At 49.9% G+C, this 15,794-nt stretch carries 10 protein-coding genes; 7 read left to right on the forward strand and 3 right to left on the reverse strand.

What is annotated here, in order from left to right; translation table 11 throughout:
* Positions 1 to 5: 5 nt before the first annotated feature.
* Complete coding sequence (locus IPL32_04365) at positions 6 to 1,394, reverse strand: tetratricopeptide repeat protein (GenBank protein MBK8465044.1); 1,389 nt, start codon at positions 1,392 to 1,394, stop codon at positions 6 to 8.
* Positions 1,395 to 1,416: 22 nt separating this feature from the next.
* The gene (locus IPL32_04370) at positions 1,417 to 3,669 is read right to left on the reverse strand and encodes an SUMF1/EgtB/PvdO family nonheme iron enzyme (protein MBK8465045.1); all 2,253 of its coding nucleotides are present in this window, start codon (positions 3,667 to 3,669) and stop codon (positions 1,417 to 1,419) included.
* An 851-nt stretch (positions 3,670 to 4,520) separates the two neighbouring features.
* On the opposite strand from IPL32_04370, the gene IPL32_04375 reads away from it, so the two are divergent.
* From IPL32_04375 to IPL32_04390, 4 genes are all read left to right on the forward strand, one after another.
* Entirely contained in the window at positions 4,521 to 9,275 is a 4,755-nt protein-coding gene (locus IPL32_04375; protein ID MBK8465046.1) for a hypothetical protein, read from the forward strand.
* Positions 9,276 to 9,483: 208 nt separating this feature from the next.
* The gene (locus IPL32_04380; GenBank protein ID MBK8465047.1) at positions 9,484 to 10,152 is read left to right on the forward strand and encodes an N-glycosylase/DNA lyase; all 669 of its coding nucleotides are present in this window, start codon (positions 9,484 to 9,486) and stop codon (positions 10,150 to 10,152) included.
* A gap of 80 nt (positions 10,153 to 10,232) precedes the next feature.
* Complete coding sequence (locus IPL32_04385; GenBank protein ID MBK8465048.1) at positions 10,233 to 11,762, forward strand: aspartyl protease family protein; 1,530 nt, start codon at positions 10,233 to 10,235, stop codon at positions 11,760 to 11,762.
* 62 nt (positions 11,763 to 11,824) lie between these two features.
* Entirely contained in the window at positions 11,825 to 12,286 is a 462-nt protein-coding gene (locus IPL32_04390; GenBank protein MBK8465049.1) for a type II toxin-antitoxin system VapC family toxin, read from the forward strand.
* 87 nt (positions 12,287 to 12,373) lie between these two features.
* Here IPL32_04390 and IPL32_04395 read toward each other — a convergent pair whose 3' ends face one another.
* Complete coding sequence (locus IPL32_04395; protein MBK8465050.1) at positions 12,374 to 13,093, reverse strand: hypothetical protein; 720 nt, start codon at positions 13,091 to 13,093, stop codon at positions 12,374 to 12,376.
* A 309-nt stretch (positions 13,094 to 13,402) separates the two neighbouring features.
* Here IPL32_04395 and IPL32_04400 point away from each other — a divergent pair, with 309 nt between their 5' ends.
* The 3 genes from IPL32_04400 to IPL32_04410 all read left to right on the forward strand — a co-directional run bounded on the left by IPL32_04400 (position 13,403) and on the right by IPL32_04410 (position 15,392).
* A complete protein-coding gene (locus IPL32_04400; GenBank protein MBK8465051.1) occupies positions 13,403 to 13,768 on the forward strand; it encodes a hypothetical protein in 366 nt (121 codons plus the stop codon).
* Positions 13,769 to 13,911: 143 nt separating this feature from the next.
* On the forward strand, positions 13,912 to 15,093 hold the full coding sequence (locus IPL32_04405) for a trypsin-like peptidase domain-containing protein (protein ID MBK8465052.1): 1,182 nt from the start codon (positions 13,912 to 13,914) through the stop codon (positions 15,091 to 15,093).
* A 59-nt stretch (positions 15,094 to 15,152) separates the two neighbouring features.
* Positions 15,153 to 15,392 (forward strand): hypothetical protein, encoded by a 240-nt coding sequence (locus IPL32_04410; GenBank protein ID MBK8465053.1) that lies wholly within the window; start codon positions 15,153 to 15,155, stop codon positions 15,390 to 15,392.
* Positions 15,393 to 15,794 lie beyond the last annotated feature (402 nt).

Consider the following 15,794-nt stretch of genomic DNA (forward strand, 5'->3'; position numbering starts at 1 on the left):
TCATATTAGCTGCGCTGTGATTTTGCGAGTTTTCCGGCGAGAGACTGCTTTTCGGGGTCTAGAACTATCGCTTGTCTGTAGTTTCGTTCGGCATCTTTGGCCTTTCCGGCTTTCATAAATCCGTCACCAACGGCCTCGAACCGAAGGGCCAAATTTCTCTTTTCGTTAGGTGAAACGAACCGAAGTGCCTGCATTAAAGCACCCTCAGCCATATCGTGTTTACCCTGCCGCGTATATAGCAACCCCAACAACGAATTTGGCATAAATCCGTTAGAACTGACGACAAGGCTACGGCGCAATAACATTTCTGCATCGTCAAAATTGCCCAGCGTCGTCAATGCCTTTCCTAAAAGCAACAGGCCGGTAGGATTTTTCGGATCATTTTCGACCGCTCGCCGTAACAATGTCTCCGATTCAGCAAAACGCAGTTCGGACTGCATAACATCGGCAATGACGATCATAGTCGGAACATCAGTAGCACGCTGGATCGCACTTTCATATGCTTTGGCCGACTCTTTCGACATTCCTCGCCGTCTTAGAAGCCGACCAAGATGTGCATAAGCAGGAGCAAAACCTTGATCCAGCCTGATCGCGTTACGATATGCATTTTCGGTCTCGACGGAAATATTGCCGGCAAGCTCCATCGCGACGCCTAACTGGTCAAAAGCCAGAGCATTCGACGGTGCAAGTTCGATAGCCTTTCGTGCAAGTTTTTCAGCCTCCGCGTAACGTTCCGAAAGATTCGGCACCATGACCGGCTGAGAAAGGACGTAGCTTAGAGCAACATTGATGATCGCGTTCGACGGCTCGATCTTGAGGGCCGCTCGGTAAGCATTTTCTGCTTCTTCCCAACGCTGCTGGTCGCTGTAAAGATTGCCAAGTCCGTAAACTGCACGCGAATCGGTCGGCTTAACACCGTTTGCACGCCTGTAAGAGGCCTCGGCCGACGAATAGCTCCTTTCATCTCTGGCCGCATTGCCTTCAACGATCAGTTTTTCAAAAAGCTCATCCGACGCAGCGTTTGGCTTATTGATAACGGTTGGTTTACTAACAATAGTCGGCGGCTTGATATTTTCCGTAGTTGGCGTAACCGGTGTGGTTTCGATTTTGTCTTTTTTTACAGCGACGTTCCCGTCGTTTGATTTGCGAACGGACGTGGCAGGACGCTTTACAGGCTTTGCCGCTTTATTAGAAACTCTGGATGATTTCGAAGGTGACTTGGAAGCTGTCGAAGCGGCCTTTCGTTTTGGCGTGGCTTTTTTTGTTGTAGAGCCGCTCTTCGCAGCCTTTCCGCCAAAGAGGGCATTGCTACTGCCGAGATCTTGGCCGCTGACGACGCAGGACAAAAATGCGGTCAAAACAAGAACAATTAATACCTTTACCGTACCGCTCATAAAAAACTCAAGATTCGATCTCCTAATTATCGGTGACTAGCCGAAAACCCAACTGAAGATCGCGTTTGCTTGCCGGCACAACTAGTCTGGTTGTCGATGTGACTGCCGTTGGACCCGTCGATGCATTCTGTGCACAACCGCCACGCACCATGTTTTCGGGTTCCGTAGCTTTTTTCGTCCTTTCACCTCCGGGATAAGGCTCGGCTTTGGAGCTGGTCCACTCATACACATTGCCGATCAGGTCCATAACGCCCCATTCGTTTTGACACGATTTAGTTGCCACTATTTCCGGTTCGTTAACAGTTTTATCGAGTACCGCGCAATTGGCTTTATACGCATCTCCCCAAGGATACAGATTCCCTTTGGCGCCGTTTCGCGCCGCGTATTCCCACTCTTCTTCGGTCGGAAGCCGATATGCAACACCATCGCGATTCAATCGCCATGCTATAAAAGCAGTGATGTCGGCTACGTTAACATATCGCACAGGCATATTTTCCTGTCCCTTGATCGGCTTGTTATTTATCCAATGTGCAGGGATATTCTGGTAACCCGTTTGGCTCACGAACTGATAATACTCGCCATTCGTGATCTCCGTTTTTTCCATTGAAAACGCCTTTACAGTCACCGGGTGTTCCGGCCGTTCCTGTTCGGGGCCATTATCTCGACCCATTTTGAAAGTACCGCCCGGAATTTTTATCATCTCCGGCTTGCTTGATTCGATCGGCGTGGCTCCCGGTGCAGGAGTCGCATTATTGCTAACAGTGTTATTCGCTACTGTTCCGCCACCGCCAAGAAATCCAAGCTTATATGCAAGGCCGCTGCCGGCAATTCCAATGACTAGAAGTGCGAATAAGCCGATCATTCCGAAAACAAGAGGCTTCGAACCCGACTTTTTCGCAGCCGGAGCAGTGACTGAAACTCCGGCCTTATTGTCACCCCAATTCTGCTGGACCGTATTCGCCATACCGTCGGGCCGATCCATTCCAGCTCGATTCGGCATGGTCATGGCACCGGCCTCACCTGCGGCAACTTCGGTTCCGGGTTTAGGAATCGGCATTCCAAGATTGCTGTCGGTCACACCTGCCCGAAGTTCGGCTACAACTTCCTGCGGCTTGCCGTCGCAGATGACATCACCTTGCCAATCATAAAAACCGGTATGACTGACGCGCAGATGATGGTTACCGCTTTGAATGCCCTCAAGCAAAAGGGCTCCATCATCTCTCGATTGTCCTACGGAAACATTGTCGATAAATACCGCCGATTTTGGAGGTTTAGTGACGATCCTTAATGAAGAGACCGGCAACGAGGTTGCCGAAGCATGCATCGACGGTGATCCCGGATAGATAGCTTGTCGCAATTCATTAACAAAAACCTCGACCGAAGATGTCCGCTTGAGCGGATCTTTTTGCAGCGTATGGAGAACAGCCTGTTCGAGTGCCGGCGATATGCTTACGCCTGCCGAAGCAAAGGTTGGAAGCGGATCCGAAATGTGCTTCTTCATGATCGCCGGAATTGACGAACCCTTGAAAGGCACATCACCGGCAAGCATTTGAAACAACATCACGCCCAGCGAGTAAATATCAGCCCGCGAATCCGGCTCTTCATCAGCCCATTGCTCAGGGGCCATGTAGTATGGCGACCCCATGAGGCCGGTCGTCTGTGCTTGTATAAATGAACCCAAAAGCTCGCCGGATTTTATCTTTGCAAGGCCAAAATCGAGTATCTTCACTGCCTGTGAAAGATTAGGCTTATCGCTGCAGATCATGACGTTGAGCGGCTTTAGATCGCGATGGACAATGCCTTGATGATGAGCAGCTCCGACGCCGGCACAGACTGCGGCGATCAATTCAAAAGCCCTTTCGGGAGCAAGCGCTTTTTCACGTGCGAGCAGATCGTGAAGCGATTCGCCCTCGACGAATTCCATTACCAAAAAAGGAACTGAGCCGTCAATAACGCCGTAGTCAGTAACCGCTACGACATTCTGATGTCGAATAGCTGCGGCCGCCAATGCCTCCTGTCTAAATCGGGTTACAAGCTGCGGATCGTTGCCGACGAGATCTGGCAAAATAACCTTGATCGCAAGCTGGGTTTTCAGGTAGGCATGACGAGCCTTATATACCACGCCCATACCGCCTTGTCCGAGGCGGCATTCGATGTGATACTTCCCTTCCAAAACCGGAGCACCGGCGATAGTATGCACCGTAGGCATACCGTCGTGAGGACAGGCAATGACGTCGTCCGCGAAACAGTTTTTACATAGCTGGCATTCTTTCATTGGAGGCTCAAATCTACCGCAGACAACTGCCACCTGCACCGAAAAAAGAACGTTGCCGGACAGGCAGCTACTAGCAACCTAATTTTAGTTTTTTTAAATTTTACAAGCAAGATAGAAAATAAATCATTAGATTCTTCCGTCAGCAAGTGAGCACTGATTCAAGTCAGTCACGGCTCGTCGCTAGATGCAAGATCGACGTCTTAGATCGAGTCAAAGTTGACGGTGAAAATTGTAGTCTTCATTCTCGTTTTCCCATCTAAATGCCGGCCCGAGATTTTGCCAAAAAGTGATTTTAAAAAATTGTGCCAAAATGGCTGATTTTAAATGTGGCACGTGCCACATTGTTGCGATTTGTTAGCAAAATCGCTGTTTTTTGAAAGCGGCTTTTCTGAATGAGTTAAAATGGGGGTTATGCTGTCAGTGTTAAGCTGTTGAATATATTGTACTTGTGAGAATTGCACATTTATTTTTCGCGCAAAAGCCATCTTTGAGTGCCAAAAAGCCATCGGAGACCACCAAAAAGCCATCGGGTGAAAGGCGATTTTTTGGCTTTTTTAAAAAAGTCTCCATTCAGTTTCTGTCGTTCTCTTCATTAACCTTTTCCATTCAGTATCTTCATTCCCTTCGTTCCAATCGGTAAATCCGAAATCGCCTTGTCATGAGTACGGGGCGGTACTTTCGATGATGAGTTTATCGCTCTTACGTCCGGGCTTTGTATGAACATCTCTTAGCAATCATCGAACGCTGTCTGCGAGAGGCAGCCGGCGACCCTGACATGAAGATTTATTGGCATACTTTCGTGTGGAAATACGCTTATTACAATAGGCTCTTAAAAACCGAAAGTGTACCTTATGAAATCAAAAAAAGCATATTGCTCAATGATAGTGTTGCTCGTGGTCTTAGCGTTCGGTTTTGTGTCGATCACAGATACGCTCGCACAGACCCAGACTAATATTATCGGCCCGGCGGGAAGTGAGCTGTTCGGGACTCAAGTTCTAACGCTCGCCAACGGCAACTTTGTCGTCACGGACTATTTTTACGATTCCGGAGCGCTTTCGAATGTCGGTGCCGTGTATCTCTATAACGGAGCGACAAAGGAACTAATAAGCACTTTGACAGGAAATCTTGCAGGTAACCGCGTAGGGCTGGGAGGAGTCGTGGGTCTAGCCAATGGCAATTTTTTAGTGCTCAGTCCGGAATGGGACCGCACCGGTGTTTCAAATGGCGGAGCCATAACTTTTTGCAGTGGTGTAACAGGATGCCAGGGAAATGTGACGACAACAAATTCACTTGTCGGGGCTGTGACAGACGATCTCTTTAGCAGCCGTATTTATACTTTGCCAAATGGAAAGTACATTGTGGTCGCTCAATTTTGGAACAACGGCGCGATAGCTAATGCAGGAATGGCTATGCTTTGCGACGGAACCGTTGGATGCACCGGTGAGATACTGCCCGCAAACGCGCTTGTCGGCAGCACGGCTAACGATGAGGTCGGCGAACAAGTCACGATCCTGCCTAACGGCAGTTACGTGGTACACAGCGACGGTTGGCAGAATGCCGGAGCAGACAATGCAGGTGCTGTAACACTTTGTGATTCCATTACAGGATGTGCAGGAATGGCTGTTTCGCCCGCAAATTCACTGGTTGGTTCCACCACAGGCGATGCTATCGGCGGCAGCGTGAACACGACCATTCTCACAAACGGAAATTTTGTTATTAGAAGCCCGGTTTGGGATAACGGTGCTGTCTCAAATGCCGGTGCGGTAACTTTATGCAACGGAACGACAGGATGTGCGGGAGTTGTGTCTCCTGCAACATCACGAGTCGGTTCGACCGCCTCAGACAGTGTAGGGACCCTGGCTTCGATAATACCCTTAACAAATGGCAACTTCGTCATACGAATTCCTGATTGGAATAATGGGGCAACGGCAGATGTCGGCGCTGTTTCATTTTGCAACGGAACGGTTCCCTGTACAGGTGCTGTTTCGGCTTCAAATTCTTTGATTGGCTCAACGGCCAACGATCAGGTAGGCAACATTTCTACTTCCGCTATTCCGGTCGCATTGCCAAACGGCAATTACGTGGTTGGCAGCGGCGCTTGGGATAACGGAGCAGTAATGAACGCGGGCGCCACGACGCTTTGCAACGGTACCACGGGCTGCAGCGGCCCGGTTACTACGACAAATTCTCTTGTTGGCACGACTGCCGTGGACACGGTGGGTGCCTCGCCAATAGTTGCTTTATCGAACAGCAATTTTGTTGTTCCAACGCGTTTGTGGAATAACGGTGCGACTGCGGACGTTGGTGCCGTTACGTTTTGCGATGCAGTGACGGGTTGCGCCGGACAGCAAGTTTCGGCCGCAAATTCGTTAATTGGAACCGTGGCAAGCGATCAGGTGGGCAGCGGCGGCGTTCAAGCCTTGACCAATGGTAAGTACATTGTTGGAAGCCCCCTGTGGGCCGCAAACAACATCGGTGCAGTAACGTTGTGCAGCGGCACAACCGGCTGTACCGGGATCTCGCCATCGGCGGCTAACTCCCTTTTCGGTTCAACGGCATCCGACGGTGTCGGCGGCGGCGGCGGTATTCATGCTCTCGCGAATGGAAATTATGTGGTTAGAACCTCGCAGTGGGATCGTGCGGCGATCTTAAATGCAGGGGCAGTTACCTTTTGCAGCGGAAGCACAGGATGTATCGGAACAATTTCGCTCGCAAATTCGCTTGTCGGCTCGACCGCTAATGACTCCGTAGGCGGATCTTCGATGAATATCATTCCGTTCACGGCACTTCCAAATGGAGACTATATTGCCATCAGCACCGAATGGGACAATGGCCCGGCAGATGCAGCAGGCGCGGTCACGTTCTGTAGTGGCACCACCGGCTGCGTGGGTGCTGTTTCGGCAGCAAATTCGCTCGTTGGTTCCACAACGGGAGACGTGATCGGCAGTGTGTTCACGGGATTTACGACTCTCGGCGTAACTGTTTTCCCGCAGGGTAATTTTGTTGTTCAAAGTTCCGCTTGGGACAACGGCGCCTTTACCGATGCCGGTGCGGCAAGTTTCGGAGACGGAATCAGCCCCTTGGCGGGTACCATAAACAACACAAATAGTGTTCTCGGCACGTCCACGGGCGGCGGCAGTACCATCAATGTTCAATTTGACGTTGTAAATAATCAATATATCGTAGGCAGGCAACAAGATAATATAGTAACGGTTTTTCAGCCTGACGGAGGTTCGACACCAACGGCGACGAACACGCCAACTGCAACCAGCACACCGACTAACACGCCCACGGGAACACAAACCCCGTCGCCGACACCGACACCTTGTCCAACCATCAACAGCGCTCTTGATCCGACTTTTGACGGCGACGGCAAGGTCACGACACCAATTTTGAGTGCCTCAGATAACGCCAAAGCTCTTGCGATCCAGCCGGATGGAAAAATAGTTGCGGCGGGTTCGGCCTTTGGTGCGAATAATGACTTTGCCGTGGCTCGTTACAACCCGAACGGCTCTTTGGACACAACTTTTGACGGCGACGGCAAGGTAACGACGGCTGTTGGGGCCGGTTCAGATGAGGCTTACGCGGTTGCGATCCAGGCTGACGGTAAAATAGTTGCCGCGGGATACAGCTCCAATGGTTTTGCCGTGGTTCGTTACAATACGAATGGCTCGCTCGACACGACATTTGACGGCGACGGCATAGTCACGACAGAGTTCGGAATTTCATTTGCAGACGTCGTTGAGCACATCCTCATCCAATCTGACGGCAAAATAGTAGCCGCAGGTTATAGTGATGGCGGCAGTGATTTCGCGGTGGCACGGTACAACACGAACGGTTCGCTCGATACGACATTCGACGGCGATGGCAAGGTAACGACTGCCATCGGCACCAGTGACGACATTGGCCGCTCTGCTGCGTTGCAAACAGATGGGAAAATAGTCGTGGCTGGTAGCACGAGCACCGGAGGCACTAATTCGGATTTTGCGTTGGTTCGTTACAACACAAACGGCTCGCTTGACACGTCATTTGACGGTGACGGCAAAGTCACTACGCCAACCGGAGCGGGCACAGGTGGTGCTACTTCCGTTAAGATCCAAACTGACGGAAAGATAGTCGCAGTCGGTAATGCCGGGGACGGATCATTCGAATCCGTAGATTTTGCCGCGATTCGCTACAATACGAACGGCTCGCTGGATACAACCTTTGACGGCGACGGTAAGGTAATAACGCCAGTCGGAACCACCGCCGACTACGCCAATTCCGTTGTGCTGCAGTCGGACGGAAAGATAGTTACAGTAGGCTCAGTCGTCATCGATCCGGGTGGAGATTGGGACTTTGGCGCGGTTAGACACAACACCAACGGGTCGCTCGACTCGACCTTCGACGGTGACGGCAAGGTAACGACAGCCTTTGGAACCAATACGGACGAGGCCTTGGCGGTTGCGATACAACCCGATGGCAAGATTGTCGCAGCGGGCTACCGTTTCGATGGAGCTAACAGTGACTTTGCCCTCGTTCGATACGGCGACTGTTCAGCAGGTGGAACGCCGACCAATACACCGACGGCAACATCGACGAATACGTCAACACCAACCAGTACGCCGACTGCTGCGGTAACGCCGTCGATCAGCGGAACAGTTACATACGGGAATGCGATCGGAGCGCCGACGCCGAGGTTTGTTTCAAATGTGACGATCACGGGAACCGGCTCGCCGAATGTTGTGACGACTACGGCTGCTCCGGGTGCAAGTGCGGGACAATATACGCTGACGGGATTTGGTGCAGGTTCTTATACCGTCACGCCGACCAAGACCAGCGGCTCGAACAGTATTACTTCATTTGATGCAGCGAGGATCTCACAGCATGTTGCAGGCCCGCCTAATACTCCGCTGACGGGAAATCAATTGGTGGTGGCGGATGTGAGCGGCAACAGCGTGGTTTCGTCATTTGACGCTGCGATGATCGCGAAATTCGTAGCCGGGCCGCCTTATGTTGCTCCCGGAATCGGTTCGACATCGACCTGGAGATTTACACCCACAAACAGGAACTACGCTTCAGTCACGAGCAGCATTTCAGGAGAAGACTTCTCAGCATTGCTGATGGGCGAGGTTTCGGGGAACTGGAACAACACAGGGGCGAGGCCTGCGGGAACCGTGAACAGCGGACAGTCGATAGTGGACAGTGATGACAACTGCGGAGAGGCGGAACCGATCACGATCACGGCTCAGCAAGTTTTGACGGCGGCGGAGAAGGAGATCGTTGTTCCGGTGACAGTCGAAGGTATTGCTGACAAAGGCGTTATCTCTTTTGAGTTCGATCTTCGGTATGATCCTTCGGTGATGCAGCCTTTGGTTGAGGCAGTTGATGTTTCGGGGACTGTTAGTCACGGGCTTTCGGTGGTGACGAATGCGATGGAGCCGGGGCTTTTGAGGGTTGTTGTTTATGGAGCTTATCCGATAGATGGCGATGGTGTTTTGTTGAATCTCAGATTTACTTCTGTTGGTGCTGTGGGTTCGATGTCGCCGATCTCGTTCGGGCGGATAATGTTTAATGAGGGCGAGTCGCGAGTTTTAGTCACTGACGGAAAGGTCGAACTGTTTTAGAGTTCGTGGAGTCGCAAATGTGTAGGGGCGATGCACGCGGTGTTGAGTGTATCGCCCTTACTTACGTGCGGGCTTTTGCATTGATCGCTGCCGATGTTGAGTGTTACGCCCTAACTTATGTGCGGGCTTTTGCAAAGAACCCAGTCGCTATTGCTCGCGGTTCTGACGCATGCGGGGTTCTACAATGTGATGTGCAATAATTTTCTGCATGGCCGTGAAGCGTGAAAAAGAACCAATAACGATCAAAAAAATAAAGAAAGCTCACGCCGAGCGTAAGGACGAGATCCGGCGACGGCTTGCAGAGTTTGCCGAGATCGGCGAACGCGGAACAGATCTAAACCTGTGGGAGGAGATGGTTTTTTGTTTCTTTACGGGCGGATGTTCGGCGCGGATGGGGCTAAATGCGCTTGAGGCAGTGAAACCGATCATTCTTACCGGCGATCAGGCGGAACTTGCTGCTGCTTTGAGCAGCGTTCATCGCTATCCTAACGCCAGATCTCGCTATATTGTCGCGTCAAGGAATTTCCTTAATGAACATTGCGGACTTCGTTTGCGTAGCAAACTTAACGGCTTCGATTGCGCATTGGCGCGACGCGATTGGCTGGTTAATGAAGAAGGTATCAAAGGGCTTGGCTATAAGGAAGCGAGTCACTATCTGAGGAACATAGGTTTTAAGGGCTATGCGATACTCGACAAGCACGTTTTGAATTGTCTTGCAGAACTGAAAATAATTGACGACCCAAAGCCACCAAATACGCGTTCGAAGTATCTAACGATCGAGGACAAGCTAAAAAAGTTGACGAGCAAGGTGGGAATCGATTTTGACGAATTGGACCTTGTTCTCTGGTCGATCAAAACCGGTAAGATACTTAAATAGTGATATTTAGCAGTGGGGCTTTGAGTATGAAGCGCAGAGGATTTTATTTCAGATCTTTTTGCTTTTATCGAGGGCTTAGAGTGTTTCTTCTCCTGATATTCTTTGCGCTCTTACTTGCCCCTGTTATCACTGAGGCCTCAACCGTTTCAACCAATAATTCTGACGAAGTTCGCGGCCTTATCAAAAAGGCAGCAAAACTTACGCGTAACGGCCAACTGATCGACGCCGAATCGCTTCTGAGGCGTGCTGTTAGCCTTGATCCCGAGGACAATGACGCCAAAGTTGAGCTTGCTTACGTTCTAGTTAAACGCCGAAAGCTACTCGATGCCTACAATACCTGTCTTCCAGTCGTTGAGCGAGAGCCTAATAATTCGCGCGCGTTCGCAGTTATGGGAGCAACATTACTTTATGCCGGACGGTTTCTCGATTCTCGAGGGTTTTTTACTAACGCAATTCGTATCAATAAAAAAGAGCATCTCGCCTGGGCAGGTCTCGGCATGCTCAATTTTTATGAAAACAACATTGATGACAGCCGGAATCATCTCTTAAAGGCCCTAGATCTGAAACCGGACGAGCCGGATTATTTATTCGCATGTGCACAAACAGCGGGCCGGGGCGAACGGTTCAAAGAAGCGGCAGATCATTACGCGCGTTTTCTACTGGTCAGCAACGATGTGGACAAAGATCGACGTGACCGTATTAGAGGGCTGATCAATTTTCTCCGCATCCTTGGCTTAAAAGGCAAACTTTACACCACCGAAGGCCGGGACCAAACCAGCGTGCCTTTTGAAATGGAAAACGACCGTCCTATCATTAATCTCCGCATCAATGACAAGTCTGAGCCGTTAAGATTTGTTTTGGACACGGGTTCAGGAATTTCGGTTGTATCGGACACAACGGCAAAACGGCTTGGAATCAGCCCGATCACAAAGGGCGGTTATGCAAAAGGGATTGGCGGCGATGGTAAATTTGAAATAGTTTACGGGCTAGTGCGAAAGGTTTCGATAGGCGACATAAGCATCAAGAATGTGCCAGTTTATCTGCGCAAATTTCAGGATCAGACCCAAAGGGTTGATGGTTATATAGGGCTGGCCTTGATCTCCAAGTTCCTGACTACGATCGATTACGGTAACAACACGTTCGCGCTTACAAAAAGGCCTGACGACAAACAGGAATTTCAAAAGAGCGAAGAGGTTTCGCTGCCGCTCAGACTTACGTCCAGCGGATTTTTAAGCGGCGAAGTCCAATTGCAGGGCATTGACTCACTATTGAATTTTATTGTCGATACCGGTGCCAGCTTATCTGTGATATCCGAAAGAGTTGCAAATCACGACGGCATTTTGCCGTTTGCCAATGACGAAAAAATGCGTGTGATCGGTTCGGCCGGGATCAGGGACGACGTATCTTCCTTCTTGCTGCCGAGAGTCACATTCGGGAAACATTCGCGGACCAGCATCAAGGCAGTAGCGCTCGATCTCGATCTTATCAACGAATCTACGGGCTTTGAACAGGCCGGAATCTTGGGCGGCAATTTTCTCAAGAACTACCGCCTCACATTCGATTTCATAAACTCAAAAGTAGTTTTCGAACCTATCAGATCAGAAAACTGATATCCTTAAGGTGACATTTTCGGTTAGGATTTCTAACGATCAACAGGAAATACCGCCTATTCATGAAACTCGGACTCTATTTGGAAACTTCGGTCGTTGGTGCATACCTTGACAATGGAGATCCATTTCGACGTGACATCACGATCCGCTGGTGGGAACACGAACTTTCGGAGTATCGCGTGTTCAGCTCATTGCTCGTCGAGCGCGAGATCGAACGTTTTGCTGAACCGCACCGCAGCGGCTACCTCAATCTTGTCCGTCCACTCGAAAAGCTTGAAATAGCCGAAGAGGTCGCTATACTCGCCGAAGGCTACATCGAACGCGGCATCTTTCACCGAAAATACCTCGCGGATGCTGTTCATGTAGCCCTTGCTTCGTTTCACAAGATCGACTATCTGGTTACCTGGAATTTTGGCCACATTGCCAACGTTCGCAAACAGGCACGCCTGCGGCTCTTTAATACCACAGCAGGTTTTTTCTCGCCCGTCATAGTAACGCCTGAATTTCTCGTTCACGCTATTTAGCGTTATCGATATTTCTCATTTTCATAACCAGAAAATAAAAAAGCTGCCATTTCAGGCAGCCATTTTAGTTTATTTTGGAAACCAATTCTAGGGATTGACCGGATTGGTCTCGACGAATTTGGGCAATGAAATGGCCTGATTGAGATAGACGCCAAATTCTGTGCCGGATTTCACTTCAGCTTCGGGGCCTTTGGTAAGTTTATCACCAAGAAATCCGCCTCCGGCACCGAGGAGTCCGCCTATCAGAGCTCCTTTACCGCCGCCAACCGCAGCTCCCAGGACGGCACCACCGGCACCACCGCCGCCAATGAAAATCAGCTTTCGATTGTCCATTTTCTTGCCGGAGGCTGTGCCTTCGTTATCACTCGACGTTTTACCTTCGAGGTCGGTTAGGGAGCCGTTGATGGCGCGTACTTTTCCGTTTGGCAGACGAACCTGCGTAAAACTCACATCGATCTCGCCCGGGTTTCCGCCTTTCGATGCTGGTTTTACGTTATTGACTCGTCCCGTAACGGTGCTGCCGACAGGAACGACCACTACTCCGTTTGTTGAATAGACCGGCTCGGTCACTGTCACTGTAAAGGTATTTCCAACTTTCGCTGTTTTTGAAGTTAATGTCTCATTTATACGCGAGCGAATCGTCGTTCCGGTCGCAACCGTGTAAACCGGATAAGTGACTTTCTTCTTAGCCGCAGGCTTGCTCTTCAATACGGGCTTTTTAGTTTGCGAGAAAGCCGGAAGAGCTGTTATTGCGATAAACAACGCTAGAAATGCTGTTAAATTTCTGATCCTTAAAACTTGTTTCATAATTTGTTCTCCTGAAAATGACCGCATAAAAAGCGATCTTCAACACCGCAGATTTTGAGTCTGATGCAGCAAAAATCGTTGCAAGAATTCTGCAACAGGCGGAATATGTACAACTAGAATATCACCGTTGAACTATAGAATAAAAATGCTGTTATTTTTCTGAAATAGATATCGATTAGTCGTATATTCCACTCGAACATAATTCAGAATTGACAATCTCTCTTTCTCCAATTAGCCCCCGGCCAAAAGCCGGGGGTTAGTCGTTTCAGAGAGCAGTTTAACAAGTTTTTGCGGGAGAACACATATACAATGCACCTATTTGCCCCGACCTTTCTTCTCTTTGCGCTCAATTTACTCGATGCATTATTAACAATTGTCTGGGTTCGCTCGGGCGTTGCGACCGAGGGAAACCAGCTAATGGCAACATTGCTTGATATCGGCAACGGGCCTTTTCTCGGTGTCAAGATCGCGATAGGTACGTTTGCGGCGGTTGTGCTTTGGCGATGGGGCAATAGGCCGCTTGCGAGATACGGCCTCGTTGTTGCACTTGCTGTTTACATCGGACTGATGGGAATTCACTTTTTTACAGGCCTTTCGGCATTCGGGTATGTTTCAAATTCCGAGCTGCGCGAGATGATGGAATGGCCAAATCAATTATTTGCTCTCATAACATAGACTCTTCTTGCTGAGCTTTATGCTGTTGGCCCGATGTTTAATTAGAACATCGGGCCGTTTTTTTCGTAATTAGATACACAACGTCGATGCTCTTTAACAGCATCAAAATTCTTGATATTTTATAAGTTGGTGAGGTTGTCATTATGAAAAAGAATTCGATCTATCAATTATCGGCACGGCAGATACTACTGCTGGCATTTGCATCGGCGCTGATCGCGGTCGGGGCGACGGCTTTGCTTTATAATCTCGGCAGATTTTGGAACTCGGAAAGCTCTGGTTCAATAACCTTGGCAGAAGAAGCTCCGGTCAAGATCGCTGATCCATCAACGGTCTCGGACGAGCAGAACAACATCGATGTTTACAAGGCCATCTCGCCCGGCGTGGCTTTTATCAATACTACATCGATCTCGCAGGACTGGTTCGGCAATGAACAAGAAGGCAAAGGCAACGGCTCCGGTTCAGTGATCGATACGAATGGCAACATTGTGACGAATTATCACGTCATCGAAGGAGCACAAAAACTGACCGTGAGTTTTGGCGGTGACAAGACCTATCCGGCAAGCGTCGTGGGCGGTGACCCCGATACTGATCTTGCAGTGATCAAGCTCGATAATCCGCCGCCAGGATTGACTGTGGTACCGCTTGGCGACTCAGATAAATTGACCGTGGGACAAAAGGTTTTGGCGATCGGAAATCCGTTCGGTCTTGACCGTACGCTGACAACCGGTGTGATCTCGGGACTCCAACGACCGATCAGAGCACGAAACGGCAGGCCGATCGATGCAGCGATCCAAACCGATGCGTCGATCAATCCGGGCAATTCAGGTGGTCCGCTGCTTGATAAATATGGCCGGATGATTGGAATCAATTCACAAATTCTTTCGCCGGCAGGCGGTTCGGTGGGCGTAGGTTTTGCAATTCCGATAAGTACAGCAAAACGTGTCGTGCCGCAACTCATCCAATTTGGTGAAGTTCGGCGTCCGAAGCTTGGTGCCAATCTTAGGCCCGTATCCGACTTTAACGGGCGGCTGCCGGTTGATTCTGGGCTGGTCGTATGGAATGTCGCACCTTCAGCATCGGCCTCTAGTGCAGGTCTGCTTGGCCTGTCGCAAGATGCGGCAGGTAACGTTAAATTGGGTGACATCATCATTTCTATCGACGGCGAAAAAATGAATGATCTTGACGACCTGTATCGATATCTCGACAAAAAGCAGATCGGCGATACGATACAAGTTACGATCTACCGCAACGGCGCCAATACTGTTAAGCCGGTTAAGTTGATGCCCACACAATCTTTGGCCCGGCCGGTTCGCCGAGTCCAGTAAATGTGATACTTAGGCAAATTACGCAGCGTGGTATTTAAATGCCGCGCTGCGTTTTATTTATGCAAGAACTAAACGATTTTTATAACGATGGAACCGGCTGGGCCTGTCGCAATTGCGAACACGAACTAACGCGGGAACAAGACCCATCGCAGACGCACTCCAGAATATTTCGTGAGGGCGAAGCCGAAAGCAAGACACCTGAACTCGCAAACCGCGCTCTAGCAAGGTGGTTGGATAAGACACAAATGAACCTAATTTGTCCTCGATGCGGAATCGTCGAGGCGGTCGATAAATCCTGAAAAAACTATTCTGAAGAAGCCAAAGATGCCGAATGTCATCGACGAGGCGGTGAATCGACGACGAGAACCATCCGTCGAGCGTCGCGCAGCCATGATGACAGGCTAAATGTATGAACTGTAAGGGTTTATCAGAAACCATGTCCAAAAACGCCATTTCGTGACCCCAAAAAGCCACTTTTGAGGGGCAAAAAGCCATCGGAGACCCCCTAAAAAGCCATCAAAAAAACACGGCCGCGAAAAGAGTGATCGCGTCCATTAACGCTTTGCAGGGACACAAAAGGCACCTCGTCTGCTCAACCCGATAACGAATGAGGTTATGCCATCCATAACCGCATCTATCACACCAAACATTGACGTCGGCATACGGTCGATAATGGAATGTCTTTTTTGCACCAATTGTGC

The sequence above is a fragment of the Chloracidobacterium sp. genome (assembly GCA_016711345.1).
Classification (GTDB): Bacteria; Acidobacteriota; Blastocatellia; order Pyrinomonadales; family Pyrinomonadaceae; genus OLB17.